General features: G+C 71.1%; 12 protein-coding genes. 7 read left to right on the top strand and 5 right to left on the bottom strand.

What is annotated here, in order from left to right; genetic code table 11:
* Positions 1 to 190 precede the first annotated feature (190 nt).
* Positions 191 to 1,567, top strand: coding sequence for an aldehyde dehydrogenase family protein (locus tag D1J51_RS05860; protein ID WP_119074249.1), 1,377 nt, complete (start codon positions 191 to 193; stop codon positions 1,565 to 1,567).
* Between the two features lie 14 nt (positions 1,568 to 1,581).
* Here D1J51_RS05860 and D1J51_RS05855 read toward each other — a convergent pair whose 3' ends face one another.
* Together D1J51_RS05855 and D1J51_RS05850 are read right to left on the bottom strand one after the other, a co-directional pair.
* The gene (locus D1J51_RS05855) at positions 1,582 to 2,568 is read right to left on the bottom strand and encodes a methyltransferase family protein (RefSeq protein WP_119074248.1); all 987 of its coding nucleotides are present in this window, start codon (positions 2,566 to 2,568) and stop codon (positions 1,582 to 1,584) included.
* 124 nt (positions 2,569 to 2,692) lie between these two features.
* The gene (locus D1J51_RS05850) at positions 2,693 to 4,951 is read right to left on the bottom strand and encodes an acyltransferase family protein (protein ID WP_162903678.1); all 2,259 of its coding nucleotides are present in this window, start codon (positions 4,949 to 4,951) and stop codon (positions 2,693 to 2,695) included.
* A 318-nt stretch (positions 4,952 to 5,269) separates the two neighbouring features.
* Here D1J51_RS05850 and D1J51_RS05845 point away from each other — a divergent pair, with 318 nt between their 5' ends.
* From D1J51_RS05845 to D1J51_RS05835, 3 genes are read left to right on the top strand one after another with little or no spacing between them, the layout of a single operon-like run.
* A complete protein-coding gene (locus tag D1J51_RS05845) occupies positions 5,270 to 6,172 on the top strand; it encodes an ABC transporter substrate-binding protein (RefSeq protein ID WP_119074246.1) in 903 nt (300 codons plus the stop codon).
* A gap of 10 nt (positions 6,173 to 6,182) precedes the next feature.
* The gene (locus D1J51_RS05840) at positions 6,183 to 7,172 is read left to right on the top strand and encodes an amino acid ABC transporter permease (RefSeq protein ID WP_119074245.1); all 990 of its coding nucleotides are present in this window, start codon (positions 6,183 to 6,185) and stop codon (positions 7,170 to 7,172) included.
* Positions 7,169 to 7,948 carry an amino acid ABC transporter ATP-binding protein gene (locus D1J51_RS05835; RefSeq protein ID WP_119074244.1) on the top strand — a complete coding sequence of 260 codons (780 nt, stop codon included), beginning with the start codon at positions 7,169 to 7,171 and terminating at the stop codon, positions 7,946 to 7,948. Before D1J51_RS05840 ends, D1J51_RS05835 begins: the two co-directional genes overlap by 4 nt.
* A gap of 110 nt (positions 7,949 to 8,058) precedes the next feature.
* Here the strand turns inward: D1J51_RS05835 and tagD are convergent, their stop codons facing one another.
* Positions 8,059 to 8,457 carry a glycerol-3-phosphate cytidylyltransferase gene (gene tagD / locus D1J51_RS05830; RefSeq protein ID WP_119074243.1) on the bottom strand — a complete coding sequence of 133 codons (399 nt, stop codon included), beginning with the start codon at positions 8,455 to 8,457 and terminating at the stop codon, positions 8,059 to 8,061.
* Positions 8,458 to 8,645: 188 nt separating this feature from the next.
* Between tagD and D1J51_RS05825 the strand changes: the two genes are divergently transcribed.
* Positions 8,646 to 8,825: a hypothetical protein gene (locus D1J51_RS05825; protein WP_162903677.1), complete on the top strand. Its 180-nt coding sequence runs from the start codon at positions 8,646 to 8,648 to the stop codon at positions 8,823 to 8,825.
* Positions 8,826 to 8,855: 30 nt separating this feature from the next.
* Here the strand turns inward: D1J51_RS05825 and D1J51_RS05820 are convergent, their stop codons facing one another.
* Both D1J51_RS05820 and D1J51_RS05815 read right to left on the bottom strand, forming a co-directional pair.
* Positions 8,856 to 10,037 carry an MFS transporter gene (locus tag D1J51_RS05820; protein ID WP_119074241.1) on the bottom strand — a complete coding sequence of 394 codons (1,182 nt, stop codon included), beginning with the start codon at positions 10,035 to 10,037 and terminating at the stop codon, positions 8,856 to 8,858.
* Positions 10,024 to 10,707: a FadR/GntR family transcriptional regulator gene (locus D1J51_RS05815; RefSeq protein WP_119074240.1), complete on the bottom strand. Its 684-nt coding sequence runs from the start codon at positions 10,705 to 10,707 to the stop codon at positions 10,024 to 10,026. Before D1J51_RS05815 ends, D1J51_RS05820 begins: the two co-directional genes overlap by 14 nt.
* Positions 10,708 to 10,822: 115 nt before the next feature.
* Between D1J51_RS05815 and D1J51_RS05810 the strand changes: the two genes are divergently transcribed.
* Together D1J51_RS05810 and D1J51_RS05805 are read left to right on the top strand one after the other, a co-directional pair.
* The gene (locus tag D1J51_RS05810) at positions 10,823 to 11,905 is read left to right on the top strand and encodes an amidohydrolase family protein (protein WP_119074239.1); all 1,083 of its coding nucleotides are present in this window, start codon (positions 10,823 to 10,825) and stop codon (positions 11,903 to 11,905) included.
* Positions 11,906 to 11,987: 82 nt separating this feature from the next.
* Complete coding sequence (locus D1J51_RS05805; RefSeq protein WP_119074238.1) at positions 11,988 to 13,634, top strand: ABC transporter substrate-binding protein; 1,647 nt, start codon at positions 11,988 to 11,990, stop codon at positions 13,632 to 13,634.
* Positions 13,635 to 13,638: the final 4 nt, after the last annotated feature.

Below are 13,638 nucleotides of genomic sequence, written 5' to 3'. Positions count from 1 at the left end.
TCTGCGCGCCGCGTGCGACCGGGTGCGGCGTGCCCAGCGGCCTCGGGCGCGGCCATCGGCTCCGTGCTCGACTGCAGTGGCCGCTCACGGGATCCGCACGCTGGAGGACTCGCGCTGCAGACGCATCGGATGCGACGATAGACACGGCGCGCACACGCGCGTCCCATTGAAGACGGGAAACAGATAAACCATGGCGAAGTATCGAGTTCAGAACCCCGCGACGGGGGAGATTGTCGAGACCTTCGATTCAGCGACCGACGAGCAGGTCGAGCAGCAGCTCGCGGCGGCCGACGCCGCCTACCGCGAGTGGCGGGAGCGGAGCGTGCAGGAGCGCGCCGCCGTCGTGAAGCGCGTCGCGGAGATCTTCGCGGAGCGCCGCGAGGAGCTCGCCCGGATCATCGCGACCGAGATGGGCAAGTCGATCGCCGAGAGCCTCGATGAGGTCGACTTCGCGACCGACATCATCGAGTACTACGCCGTGTACGGGCCGGGCCTCATCACCGACTACGAGATCCCGAGCACGATCCCGGGCAGGGCCGTCATCGAGCACCTGCCGGTGGGCGCCCTGCTCGGCGTGATGCCCTGGAACTTCCCGTACTACCAGGTCGCCCGCTTCGCGGCCCCGAACCTGGTGCTCGGCAACACCGTCATGCTGAAGCACGCCGACATCTGCGCGCGCTCGAACCTCGTGATTCAGGAGATCATGGAGCAGGCCGGCGTACCCGTCGGCGGCTACCAGGCGCTCTTCACCTCGCACGATCAGATCGCGACCATCATCGCCGATCCCCGCGTGCAGGGCGTCTCGCTCACGGGTTCCGAGCGAGCCGGAGCCATCATCGGCGCCCAGGCCGGCGCGCATCTCAAGAAGTGCGTGCTCGAGCTCGGCGGCATCGATCCGATGGTCGTGCTCGACGCCGACGATGCGGCGGCGGTCGCGAAGGCGGCGTGGGACTTCCGCACCTACAACGGCGGCCAGGTGTGCAATTCGAACAAGCGTCTCATCGTCATGGCCGACGTTTACGACGAGTTCGTTGCGGAGCTGGTGAGGCTCGCCGACGGGCTGAAGCCCGGCGACCAGCTCGACCTGGGCGAGGGCGAGTACGTGCCGCTGTCGACCCGCGCGGCGGCCGAGACCGTCGACGCGCAGGTGCGGAGGGCCGTCTCGGAGGGCGCGCGCCTGCTCGCCGGCGGCGTGCTGTCGGAGGGCCCAGGGGCCCACTACTCGCCGGCGGTGCTCGTCGACGTGCCCCGCGACTCGGAGTCGTACCGCGAGGAGATCTTCGGTCCCGTCGCGACCGTGTACAAGGTGCACAGCGACGATGAGGCGCTCGAGCTCGCGAACGACTGTGCGCTGGGCCTCGGCGGCTCGGTGTTCTCCACGGACGAGGCGCGCGCCGCGCGCGTGGCCTCCCGCCTCGAGGTGGGCATGGCCCACATCAACACCATCGCTGCGGAAGCCGCCGAGCTTCCCTTCGGCGGCGTGAAGCGCTCGGGCTTCGGCCGCGAGATGGGACCCATCGGCATCGGGGAGTTCGCGAACAAGCGCCTCTTCTTCACCGCGAGGTAGGCTCGCGGGATCGCTCAGGATCCGCGCTCGGGCGTGCGGGATCGACGCGGTGCGCGATCCCGCGCCCCTGCCGCTCGGCGAACGGGCGTCTCCTCCTCGGCCCAGGGCCGCAGGCGCGGGATCCAGCACGCGACGCGCTCCCGGTAGACGGCGAACGCGGCGCCGAAGCGCGCCTGCAGGTCGGCCTCCTCGAGCGGGCGCACGACCCGGTTCCAGAGCAGTGAGCCGCTGAGCGCGTAGAGCACCACCAGCCAGGAGCCGAGCAACAGCCCCACCGCCACGCCCTGCGCGATGCCCGCGACGGCCATGGGATTGCGCACGTAGCGGTACGGCCCGCTCACGACGAGACGGCGGGCCGCGGCCGAGGGCAGCGGCGTGCCCTCACCGCGCAGCGACATGGCGAGCGCAGCCCAGATCCCGAGGGCGCTCGCCGGGACGAGGAGCACCGCGCCCGCGACGGGCACGGCCGCGGGTGGGTCGAGCTGCAGCCCCCAGCGCTGCTCGAGGGCGGCGATGACGAGCGGGATCGCCCCGAGGAACAGCCCCCAGAACCCGACGATCTGCGCACCGGTGCGTCCGACGTTGCGCCCCGCGGTCGCGGGACGGGCCTGGCGGAACGCGAGCGGGCCGGCGAGCAGCCGCTCCGACGGGATGCGCCCGGTGAGCACGAGGAGCGCCGCTCCCGCACCGCCGATCGCCGCGGCGACCATGAGCACCGCGCCCCATCCCGCCCGCTCCGTCACGGTCGCGTAGACCGCCATGCCGCAGGCGACGAGCGCGGTCCACGGGGCCGCGATCCACACCGCGACCCGCAGTCCGGTCGCCGCGAGCGCTGACGCCCCGACGAACAGCGGAAGATCGAGGGCGGCGACGAGCACCGGGTCGAGACCGCCGAGCGTGGCCCTGCGCACCGGCGGCACGGCGAAGACGGCGACCCACCAGGCTGCTCCGGCGACCGCTTGCAGCGCGAAGTACAGGCGCCCGGCTCCCGTTGTCAGCATGGGCACGAGTCTAGGGCGAGGGGCGGCCTCGCGCTTCGCCACGAGCTCGTTCCCGCGCTCGGCTGAGCCCCGTCTCCGCCCTGCCTGGCCCGACCCCTCTCGCCCCTGCGCGACGGCCGGAGGATCAGGTCGAGGCGGCGTCGGCGCCGGATTCCGCACCCCCACCCGGATCGAGCACGTCGCGCATCCGCTCGGCGAGCGGCTCCGTGAGCATCTCGGCGTAGGCCCAGCTGAGGTGGTTCGAGTCGCGGAACGCGAGGACCCCTCCGATCACGGGCGGCACGGCTCCGTCGACCACGAAGTAGTCGCTCAGGTCCACCAGCTCGACTCCGTCGGCGGCGCTCGCCGCCTCGGCGAGCGGATCCTCGGGCATCGCCTCGTCGACCGGCACCGCGCACTCCCGCGCGGCCCGCTCGCCCTGCTCGGTGACGCACCGCAGCACACCCTCCGGCAGCAGCGGGGTGTCGCGGATCGCGATCACCCGGTCGACGGATCCGGGCAGCTCGCTCCACCGCTCCTCGTAGGCGCGCGCCGCGGTCTCGCGCCAGCTCAGACCGTCCTGCGGCACCACCCGGTTGCTCGCCTTCGCCGCGGTGACCACGGTGTCGATGCTCGGGTCGCGCTCCAGCTCCGCGAGTACGCGCTTGTTCCACTCCGTGCAGCTCTGCCGCAGCCGCTCGTTCTCGGCGTCGGGCGACGTCACGAAGTCCCGCTCCGCGGCGGTGAAGGGGCACGACGCCTTCGCCATCACGACGAGCCGCCGGTTCTCCTGACGCGCGATGCGATCGAGCGGGACGAGCCACTGCTCGGCGTGGGAGTCGCCGACGAGGGCGATGGCGCGATCCGCGTCGGGCCGTTCGCTCCCGTACTCGCAGGGCGTGGGTTCGCTGTCCTCGATGCTGTCGAGACAGCGCTTCGGCCCCTTGTCGGCGAGCGCGGGTTCCGGGATCGGCAACTGCTCGGGGGTGGCCTCGCAACCCGATCCGGGTTCGAGAGCGGCCGCGCCGAGACACGGGTCCGGGCTCTCCAGCATCGCGGCGATCCGGGCCCGCTCCGCCTCCACGGCGCGGTCGGCGGCCTGCACGCCCGCGAGCGCGAAGAGCAGCATCGCCGTCATGCCGGCCGAGGTGATGGCGAGCGTGCGACCGCTCGGCCACGCGCGAGAGAAGCCGGTGCGGAAGGGATCCTCGACGAGCACCTTCGAGCCCCAGGCCAGCAGCAGCGTCGCGACGACCACCGCCGCCGCCTCAGAGGGGCCGAGGCCCCTGCCGAGCACGAACGGCAGCAGCGCGATGAGCGGGAAGTGCCACAGGTAGGCCCCGTAGGAGACGTCGCCGAGCCACTGCATGGGCCGCAACGCGAGCAGGGCGCTCGGCGACCAGGCCGGCTCCGGCTCCTGGGCGGCGATGACGAGCGCGGTGGCGAGCACGGGCAGCAGGGCGGCGTAGCCGGGGAAGGGCGTCGCATCGGTGTAGAGGATCGCCGCCGCCCCGATGCCGGCGAGGCCGGACCAGGCGGCCAGCGCGCGAACGCGGGGGCCGATGCGATCGAGCCATCGCGCGGGGGAGGCGGCGACGCACGCGAGCAGTCCGCCGACCGCGAACTCCCACGCGCGGGTCGTGGTGACGAAGTAGGCGCGGGCGGGGTCGAGCGCGGTCAGGGCCACCGAGGCGGCGAGCGATGCGATCGCGATGCCGCCCACGAGCAGCGCGAAGACGCTGCGGAAGCGCCGACCGCCCGATCCCCGCCGGGCCGCCGAGCGCGCGGCCAGCGCCGCCGCGAGAAACGCCACGAGCGGCCAGACGATGTAGAACTGCTCCTCGACCGAGAGCGACCAGTAGTGCTGCACCGGCGACACCTGCGCCTCGGCCGCCAGGTAGTCGACTGACTGCGCCGCGAGCACCCAGTTCTGCACGTACGCGGCCGAGGCGGCCACCTGCGTCAGGAAGGAGGGGAGGAAGCCGCGCGGCGCGAAGATCCAGACCGCGAGCAGCGTCGCCGTGAGCACCAGCAGCGCCGCGGGCAGCAGCCGCCGCGCGCGCCGCGCCCAGAAGCGGGGCAGGTCGACGCGGCCCCTCGCCTCGGCCTCGCGCAGCAGCTGCCCCGTGATGAGGAAGCCCGAGATGACGAAGAACACGTCGACGCCGATGTATCCGCCCGAGAGGCTCCGAGGGGAGAGGTGATAGACGAGCACGAGCACCACGGCGATCGCGCGGAGCCCCTGGATGTCGCGGCGCACCGCGTGCGGGCGGCGCACGCTCGTGGGGTCGGCGGGCGTCTCCGGTGGAGAGGCGGTGCTGCGGGCCGGCGGATCGGGCGCGACGGGGCGGCGATCCCGACCGCTCGGGGTCGCCGCGGGTTCCGCGCTGTCTCTCCTGCTCATCGGGCTCGCACCGCATCCTCGTGACATCTCCAGGCTAGATAACGATTCGGTATCGACGCCAGCCCTTGACAGCTCTGCGGATGCCCCGCGGCTCGTGCTCGGCGAGGGCTTCCGGCTCCCGACGCCAGGCTTAATCGGAACGTTACCTCCTCATTTTCGGGGACCGCAGCCGCATGATCGCGCGGTCGTGCCTCTCGGCTCCAGCACTGGTATGGACCCGGATAGAGACTCTGTAATTGATCCGTTGCCTGTGCCCAGTACACTCAAAACCGAAATCGCACACCGGGATCCGCCCGGTCTTCCCAACTGGAGGGATCAATGAAGATTCGTTATGCGCTTCCCGCGCTCGCCGCCGCCGTGCTGACGCTGGCCGGTTGCGTCAACAACGCCGCTACCGAGGGTGGCGGTTCCGCCGGCAACGGGAGCACCCCCGCGGCGGGGAGCATCGAGCCGGACCAGGCGGCGGTCGACCTGCTGCCCGCCGAGGTCAAGAAGTCCGGGGTGCTGCGCATCGGCACCGACGCCCAGTACCCGCCCAACGAGTACAAGGACGCCGACGGCAACCCGACCGGCTGGGGCGTCGATCTGGCGGAGGCGGTCTCGGCGAAGCTCGGTCTCGACCCGCAGTGGGAGATCCTCGGTTTCGACAGCATCATCCCCCGCATCCAGGAGGGCGCGCTCGACATGGGCTCATCGTCCTTCACCGACACGGTCGAGCGTCAGAAGTCGGTGGATTTCGTCAACTTCCTGAACGCGGGCACCCAGTGGGCCGCTGCGGCCGGGTCGAATGTCAACCCCGACTCCGCCTGCGGCCTGACGGTCGCGGTGCAGGCGACGACGGTGCAGGACACCGACGAGCTGCCGGCGAAGTCGAAGGCGTGTACCGATGCGGGCAAGGAGGCGATCGAGATCCTGCGCTTCGAAGGGCAGCCCGAGGCGACCCAGGCGGTGGTCGACGGCCGCGCCGATGCGTTCTCGGCCGACCTGCCGGTGACCGGCGACGCCGTGGCGAAGCTCTCCGGCCAGCTCGAGGCCGTCGGCGACGTCTTCGACGCCGCGCCCTACGGCTTCGCGACCCAGAAGGACAGCGACACCACCAAAGCCGTGCAGGCGGCCCTGCAGTCGCTCATCGACGACGGCACATACCTCGAGATCCTGACCGGCGCCGGCATCGAGGCCGGTGCGGTCGACGAGGCCACGATCAACGCCGGCAAGGCCTGATCCTCCGCTCATGAACGAACGCAACTCCGACGGTGCGGGGCAGGGAGCCCCGCACCGCGAGCCGGAGCAGATCCAGGCCATCCGTCTGAGGCACCCCTGGCGCGCCATCTTCGCCGTGGTGCTCGTGCTGCTCGCGGCGCTGTTCCTATACGACTCGGCGTTCAACCGGCCCGTCTACAACTGGGGCGAGGTCGGCAAGTACCTCTTCGACGAGCGCATCGCCAGAGGAGCCTGGTACACCCTGCAGCTCACCGTCTACTCGATGGTCATCGCCGTGGTGCTCGGCGTCGCGATCGCGGTCATGCGGCAGTCGCCGAACCCCGTCGTCAAGGCCGTCGCGTGGGTGTACCTTTGGCTCTTCCGCGGCACTCCCGTGTACGTTCAGCTCGTGTTCTGGGGCCTGCTCCCCACGATCTACAAAGCCTTCGAGCTCGGGATCCCCTTCACCGAGGCGATCGTCACTCTCAACACCAAGGACCTGCTGAGCTACTTCACGCTCGCGATCATCGGCCTGGCGCTCAACGAGGCGGCCTACATGGCCGAGATCGTACGAGCCGGACTGCTCTCGGTCGACAAGGGGCAGGAAGAGGCCGCGACGGCGCTCGGGCTCGGCTGGTGGCACACGATGAGCCGAGTCATCCTGCCGCAGGCGATGCGCGTGATCATCCCGCCGACCGGCAACGAGGTCATCTCCATGCTGAAGACAACCTCGCTCGTCGCGGCGGTGCCCTTCACCCTCGACCTGTACGGCCGCTCCAGGGACATCACGGCCGTCACCTACCAGCCGGTGCCGATGCTCATCGTGGCTTCGATCTGGTACCTCGCAGTCACCTCGATCCTCATGGTGGGCCAGTACTACCTCGAGAAGCACTTCGCCAGGGGCGTCTCCCAGCGGCCCGACGTGATGAAGCCGACGGTCGAGACCTCGGCCATCGGGGTGGTCGGCGCCGACGGCGAGACGTTCGTCCCGCCCCACAACCGACCGGGAGGAGGCGCATGAACGCGCACGCGACCGACACGCCCATGGTCGAGGCCCAGGCGGTCTCGAAGTCGTACGGCTCCAATCTGGTGCTGAAGTCGATCTCGCTCGAGGTGCAGCGGGGCGAGGTGCTCTGCCTCGTCGGGCCCTCGGGGTCGGGCAAGTCCACCTTCCTGCGGTGCATCAACCACCTCGAGACGGTCAACGCCGGCCGGCTCTCGGTCGACGGGGAGCTCGTGGGGTACAAGCAGAAGGGCGACAAGCTCTACGAGATGCACCCGCGGGAGGCCGCGCAGCAGCGGCGCGACATCGGCATGGTGTTCCAGCGCTTCAACCTGTTCCCGCACATGACCGCGCTCGAGAACGTGATGATCGCCCCGACGCTCCTGAGAAAGGGCGATCGGGCGAGGCTCAAGGCCCGCGCCATGGAGCTGCTGGCCCGCGTGGGCCTGGCCGACCGGCACGACTACTATCCCGCGCACCTCTCCGGCGGGCAGCAGCAGCGCGTCGCGATCGCTCGGGCTCTGGCGATGGAGCCGAAGCTGATGCTCTTCGACGAGCCCACCTCGGCCCTCGACCCGGAGCTCGTGGGCGAGGTGCTCGACGTGATGAAGGGGCTCGCCGAGAGCGGCATGACGATGATCGTGGTCACCCACGAGATGGGCTTCGCCCGCGAGGTCGCCGACAAGCTCGTGTTCATGGACGGCGGCGTGGTGGTCGAGGCCGGCGATCCCGTCGAGGTGCTCGCCAACCCGCAGCGGGAGCGCACGAAGGCCTTCCTCTCGAAGGTGCTGTAGACCGGACAGCCGAGAACCCGGTGCCGGCGCGACGTCGAGATGCGCAGCTCCGCGCATTTCTCCTCCCCAGGAGCGGCGGCACCGGGATCCGCGCCGGCGAGCAGGCCGCGTCAGGCCCCCTCGCCGAGGTCCTCCTTGATCTTGGTGGTCGAGACGCCCTCGGTGCGGTCGAGGAAGACGAGTTCGCAGTGGTCCCTGAGCACCTCGAAGCGGGGGTCGCCCTCCCAGTCGCCGCCCATCACCACGACGTCGATCTCGTACCTCTGCACGTCGCGGACCTTCTGGTCCCACGATTTCTCCGGGATCACGAGGTCGACGTAGCGCACGGCCTCGAGCATGTTCTTGCGGGTTTCGAAGTCGTGGTAGGTCTTCTTGCCCTTGCCCGCGTTGAACTCCTCCGTGGACGCTGCGACCACGAGGTAGTCGCCGAGCGCGCGGGCACGGCGCAGCAGGCGGATGTGCCCCCAGTGCAGCAGGTCGAAGGTGCCGTAGGTCAGGATCCGTTTCATCCCTCCATAGTAGGGTGAACCGGCCGGCCGATCCCGACGTCGGGCCTCCCAGGGACTCCGCGCTCGCGGAGGGCAACATTGCATGCGCGCCGGCGGGGAGTCAAGGCCCCTTTGCCGCCACCGATCGCGGGCGTACCCTGGATGGACAAGGCTCGCAGCAGCGAGGCCGGGCAATGATGGAGGTCGCGATGCAGACGAACGACGAGCGCCGGATCCAGGATCACGAGTCGGATCCCGCCCACAACGACGAGCTCGGCCACGAGTGGACCGACGAGGGCGGCGCCTCGCACCTCGGGCCTGCGACGCACCTGGAGTCTGGCCGGCCCCACGGCGTCGACGAGGAGGAGTCAGAGGATTCGGACGACTAGGATCTCCCGGCGCGGTCGCTGCGAGCGGGTCTACGCCCCTGCGGAGGCGCGCGAGGCGGCGATGCCGAACGCGAGTTCGCAGAGCGCGACGATCACGAGCACGGCGAGCATCGCCGACCAGTCGAGCCCCGCCTGCGCGAGCAGCCCCAGCAGCAGCGGTCCGGCCGCGGCGAAGGCGTAGCCGATGCCCTGACCGATCGCGGAGAAGCCGGCGGTCTGCGCGGCGCTCGGCGCGGTGAACACGATGAGGGCGATCGCGAGGCCGAAGGCGGCGCTCTGGGCGACGCCGAGCGCGGCGACGGTGAGCGGCGCGAGCGCGAGGGGGCCGAAGGCGAGCCCGGCCAGGCTGACGGCGGAGAGGACCGCGACGCCCGCGATGAGCCTCGTGCGCAGCCGGGGCCGGCTCGCGAGCGTGGGGGCGAGGAGCGACGCGGGGAGTCCGGCCACGCTCATCCAGGCGAGGAGCAGGCCGGCCTGCGCGGGTGCCATGCCGCGGTCGATGGCGATGGTCGGCAGCCAGGCGGTGAGCGAGAAGTAGATGAGGGCCTGGCAGCCGAAGAATCCGGTGACCGACCAGATGCCGCGCGCGCGGAACAGCGACCCCCGCGGCCGATCCGGAGCGTGGTGGGCGCTGGGCCCGCCCGCCCGGATCCGGGGGCCGAGCGCGAGCGCGAGCGCGAGCGCGATGAGCAGCGGGATCCCCCAACTCATGAGCGCCGCGGACACGCTCTCGTCGAGCAGGTGCAGCACGGGAACGGCGAGGGCGGCGCCGGCGGCCGCGCTCACCCCGAAGGAGGTGGTGTACACACCGGTCCAGAATCCGCCCCTGGCGGGGAGCGAGTGCCGGATGATCTGGGGGGCGAGGATGCCGAGCAGGGCGATGGCCGCGCCGGCGACGACGGTGCCGCCGAAGAGCAGGGGAGCCGACAGCGGGCGCAGCAGCGTGGCGGCTGCGAGCGCCGCGAGCAGCACCGAGATGGCCTGGGCGAGGCCGAAGCGCGAGACCAGCAGCGGCGCGAGCGGCGACGCGAGGCCGAAGAGCAGCACCGGGATCGCGCTGAGCACGGCGAGGCCGGAGGGGGGCAGCGCGTAGGCCTCGCCGATGTCGGTGAGCAGGGGCGAGACGGCGGTGATGGGGAAGCGGACGCTCAGGCCGACGGCGAGGATGAGCACGCCCGCCGCCGCGCCCTGACGCCGGTCAGGGCTGCTCATCGAGCAACTGCTCCTGCTGCTCGAGTACGCCGAGGGCGGCCGACTGGGCCGCTTCGGGATTGCCGGCGTCGATCGCGCGGTAGAGCGCCTCGTGCATGTCGGCGCGGTCGGGATCCCGTCCCTGCGCGAGGCAGGAGGCGTCCGAGATCGACTCCCGGAGCGACGCGTCGAAGCTCGCGTAGATGTCGGAGAGGAGCCGGTTCCCCGAGGCTCGCGCGACGCCGAGGTGGAAGGCGACGTCCGCTTCCGCGAAGGCGGGGGTGTCTCCCGCCGCCACGGCCTCGCGCCGCGCGGAGAGGTGCCCCGCGAGCGTCTCGAGATCCTCGTCGCCGCGGTGCGTCGCCGCCTCGCGCGCGGCGAGCGCGTCGAGTGCGCGGCGCACGCTGATCACCTCGCGGCTGTCTGCCAGGTGGATGGCGCGGCGGAGGGCCACCTGCGTGGGATCGGTCGCGACGACGTAGGTGCCGTCGCCCTGGCGGGTCTCGAGCAGGCCGAGCTGCACGAGCGACCGCACGGCCTCCCGCACGGAGGGGCGGCTCACGCCGAGGCCGGCGGTCAGCTCCGCCTCGGAGGGGATGCGGTCGCCCACCCCCCACCGTCCCTGGCTGATCTCGCGCTTCAGCTCGTCGACGACGGTGTCGACGAGCGATCGTCGTTGAATATGTCGCACGTGTACATCCTTGCAGATTCGATTGGTTATATGGTTATCATATGTCTGATGAGTCGGAAAGCGCTATCTCCCGACGCTCTCCGACTCCCCGTGACCGACCGAGAAAGGCTCACCAATGACGGCGACCCTCGACACCCCTCCTCTGCTGCACACGCCGGGCCTCGTCGACGGCCACATCCACCCCGATAAGACGGGCTGGGGAGGCAGCTGGATGTCGCGCCGCCCCGCGAGGACGCTGCGGGATCTCATCGACAACGACCGGGCGACCCAGTTCTCCCTCGAGCGGAGCGTCGAGGAGCGCGCCTACGGGCTGCTCTCGCACGCGCTCGAGAACGGCACCCTGGCGATGCGCGCGCACGTCGACGTCTCGACCGAGCTCGGCACCGCCAACGTCGAGGGGGTGCGCGCCGCGGCCGAGCGCCTGGCCCCGCACCTCACCGTGCAGATCGTCGCCTTCCCCCAGTTCGGCCTGCTCACCGACCCGGGCGCCCTCGAGGTGATGGCGGCCGCGCTCGAGTCGGGCGCCGATCTGGTCGGCGGCATCGACCCCGTCGGGCTCGAAGGAGACCTGCCCGGCCATCTCGACGCGGTCTTCGGCCTCGCGGATCGTACCGGCCGCGACCTCGACATCCACCTGCACGACGGGGGTGAGCAGGGCCTGGCACAGATCCGCGAGATCGCCGCCCGCACGATCGCCGGCGGGCGGCAGGGGCGGGTGACGATCGGGCACGCCTTCGCACTGTGCGACTCCTCGCTGCCGAGCCTCGGCGAGACGCTCGACCGGGTGGCAGAAGCCGGCGTATGGATCGCCACCTGCGCGCTCGGGCCCGACCCCGTGCCCGACATCGATCTGCTCGAGGGCCGCGGCGTGCGCCTCGTCGCGGGCTCCGACGGGGTGCGCGACTCGTGGAGTCCGTTCGGCACGGGCAGCATGGTGGATCGCGCCCACCTGCTCGGCTACCGCACGGGCGCGATGACCGACGCCGAACTCGAGCGGGTGTTCCGCCTCGCCACGACGGCGGGCGGCGAGATGCTCGGCCTTCCGGAGATCGCGGAATGGTCGGGCCCCGAGAGCGGCACGCGCCTCGAGTTCGCCGCGGAGAGCGTCGCGCAGCTCGTGGTCGACCGGCCGGCGCCGCTCCGCGCGATCCGCGGCGGCGTCGAGATCCCCGTCCGGCTCCGGGGCCGAACCGGCTGAGCCCGGAACCCCGACCGATCCCGCATCTCCCCCAGCACTGCACAGCCTCAACAGATTCACCAGACGGAACGAAGGAGTACCCGTGTCCAAGCGTTATCTCACCATGATCGGTGCGGCTGCGGCCGCATCGGCGCTCGCCCTGACCGCGTGCTCGGGCGGTGGCGGCACCGGCGGCGGCCAGGCCGGCGGCGGTCTCGACGTCGACCTCTCGAACCTCGCGACCACCACTGAGCCGGGCACCGGGCCCGTCGACGAGCTCACCTGGAACCTGCCCTACGAGCCGCTCTCGCTCGACCCGATGCTGACCTTCAACTACGCGGAGAACACGGTCGACGCGAACCTCTGCGAGGGGCTCACCCGCATCACCCCGGATCTCGGTGTGGAGAACGCGCTGGCCGAGTCGATCGAGACGCCGGACGACCGCAGCTACGTCTACACCCTGCGCCCCGACGCGACGTTCTGGGACGGCACGCCCGTCACCGCCGCCGACGTGGTGTTCTCGCTCGGCCGCCAGGTGGGCGCCGACTCGGCCACCTACTGGGCCGACTACTTCCTCAACGTCGAGTCCGTCGAGCAGACCGGGGAGCGCGAGGTCACGGTGCGGCTCAAGCAGCCCGACGCGCTCTTCGAGCAGGCGATGTCGAGCGCGGCCGGCGCGATCGTCTCGAAGGCCGCGGCCGAGGCGGCGGGCGAGAAGTTCGGCACCCCGCAGGGCGGACTCATGTGCAGCGGACCGTTCGCGCTCGACAGCTGGGAGCCGGGCAAGGCCATCACGCTCGTCAAGAACGAGAACTACTGGGACAAGAATCTCATCCCCAAGGTCGACAAGCTCAGCTTCAGCTTCATCGCCGACGAGTCGACGGCGATCAACGCGCTCCGCTCCGGCGACGTCGACGGTCAGTACTTCTACCTGCCGCCCGCCGGCCTCGGACAGATCGAGGGCAGCAAGGCGAGCATCACCTACGGCAAGTCCTACATCTTCTGGACGCTGCGCGCCCTGCAGGAGACGGGCACCTTCTCCAACCCGAAGGTGCGCGAGGCGCTGCTGGCCGCGATCGACCGCAAGGCCATCGCCGACGTCGTGTTCCAGGGCGCCGCGATCCCCTCGCCCGTGCTCGCGGGTCCCGGCTACTACGGCGACGACGAGGCGGGCGCCCTCTTCCAGAAGGCCTACGACGGATACGACCTCGCCCCCGATATCGAGCGGGCCAAGAAGCTGCTCGCCGAGGCCGGCGACGTCTCCGCGCCCATCGTGATCGGCGTGCAGGGCTCCTCGGCGGTGCACGAGCAGACGGCCAACCTCATCCAAGCCGCCGGCGAGGCGATCGGCCTCACGATCGAGACCAAGGTGATCCCGGTCGAGCAGTTCGGCAACATCTACTTCGACCCGAAGGCGCGCGAGGGTCTCGACGGCTTCTTCACGACCTACTACGGCAACATGTCGGATCCGCTCGACGTGTATTCGGTGTTCACGCCCGGCGGCTCGAACAACTTCACGGGCTACGACGCCGCCGGCGAGGAGATCACGCGGGCGCGGCAGACCGTCGATCCGGTCGAGCGGGCCAAGCTGACCATCGCCGCCCAGGAGAAGATCACGCGGGACCTGCCCTGGGTTCCGCTGGGCGACCTGCCGGTGATCCTCGTGCAGAACGATCGCGTGTCCGGCGCGACCGCCTCCTCCGCCTACCTCGGATATCCGTGGGCGGCGACCATCGGGGGCGTGGAGTAGCACC

Source organism: Leucobacter sp. wl10, from assembly GCF_003569785.1.
Lineage (GTDB): Bacteria > Actinomycetota > Actinomycetes > Actinomycetales > Microbacteriaceae > Leucobacter.
The sequence above is the reverse complement of the archived record's forward strand: the minus strand, read 5'-3'. Positions and strand labels throughout refer to the sequence as shown.

What these genes read in the sequence shown, in the direction of transcription:
- D1J51_RS05860 (WP_119074249.1), top strand. Translation starts at nt 191, where the DNA reads ATGGCGAAGTATCGAGTTCAGAACCCCGCGACGGGGGAGATTGTCGAG.
- D1J51_RS05855 (WP_119074248.1), bottom strand. Translation starts at nt 2,568, where the DNA reads ATGCTGACAACGGGAGCCGGGCGCCTGTACTTCGCGCTGCAAGCGGTC.
- D1J51_RS05850 (WP_162903678.1), bottom strand. Translation starts at nt 4,951, where the DNA reads ATGAGCAGGAGAGACAGCGCGGAACCCGCGGCGACCCCGAGCGGTCGG.
- D1J51_RS05845 (WP_119074246.1), top strand. Translation starts at nt 5,270, where the DNA reads ATGAAGATTCGTTATGCGCTTCCCGCGCTCGCCGCCGCCGTGCTGACG.
- D1J51_RS05840 (WP_119074245.1), top strand. Translation starts at nt 6,183, where the DNA reads ATGAACGAACGCAACTCCGACGGTGCGGGGCAGGGAGCCCCGCACCGC.
- D1J51_RS05835 (WP_119074244.1), top strand. Translation starts at nt 7,169, where the DNA reads ATGAACGCGCACGCGACCGACACGCCCATGGTCGAGGCCCAGGCGGTC.
- tagD (WP_119074243.1), bottom strand. Translation starts at nt 8,457, where the DNA reads ATGAAACGGATCCTGACCTACGGCACCTTCGACCTGCTGCACTGGGGG.
- D1J51_RS05825 (WP_162903677.1), top strand. Translation starts at nt 8,646, where the DNA reads ATGCAGACGAACGACGAGCGCCGGATCCAGGATCACGAGTCGGATCCC.
- D1J51_RS05820 (WP_119074241.1), bottom strand. Translation starts at nt 10,037, where the DNA reads ATGAGCAGCCCTGACCGGCGTCAGGGCGCGGCGGCGGGCGTGCTCATC.
- D1J51_RS05810 (WP_119074239.1), top strand. Translation starts at nt 10,823, where the DNA reads ATGACGGCGACCCTCGACACCCCTCCTCTGCTGCACACGCCGGGCCTC.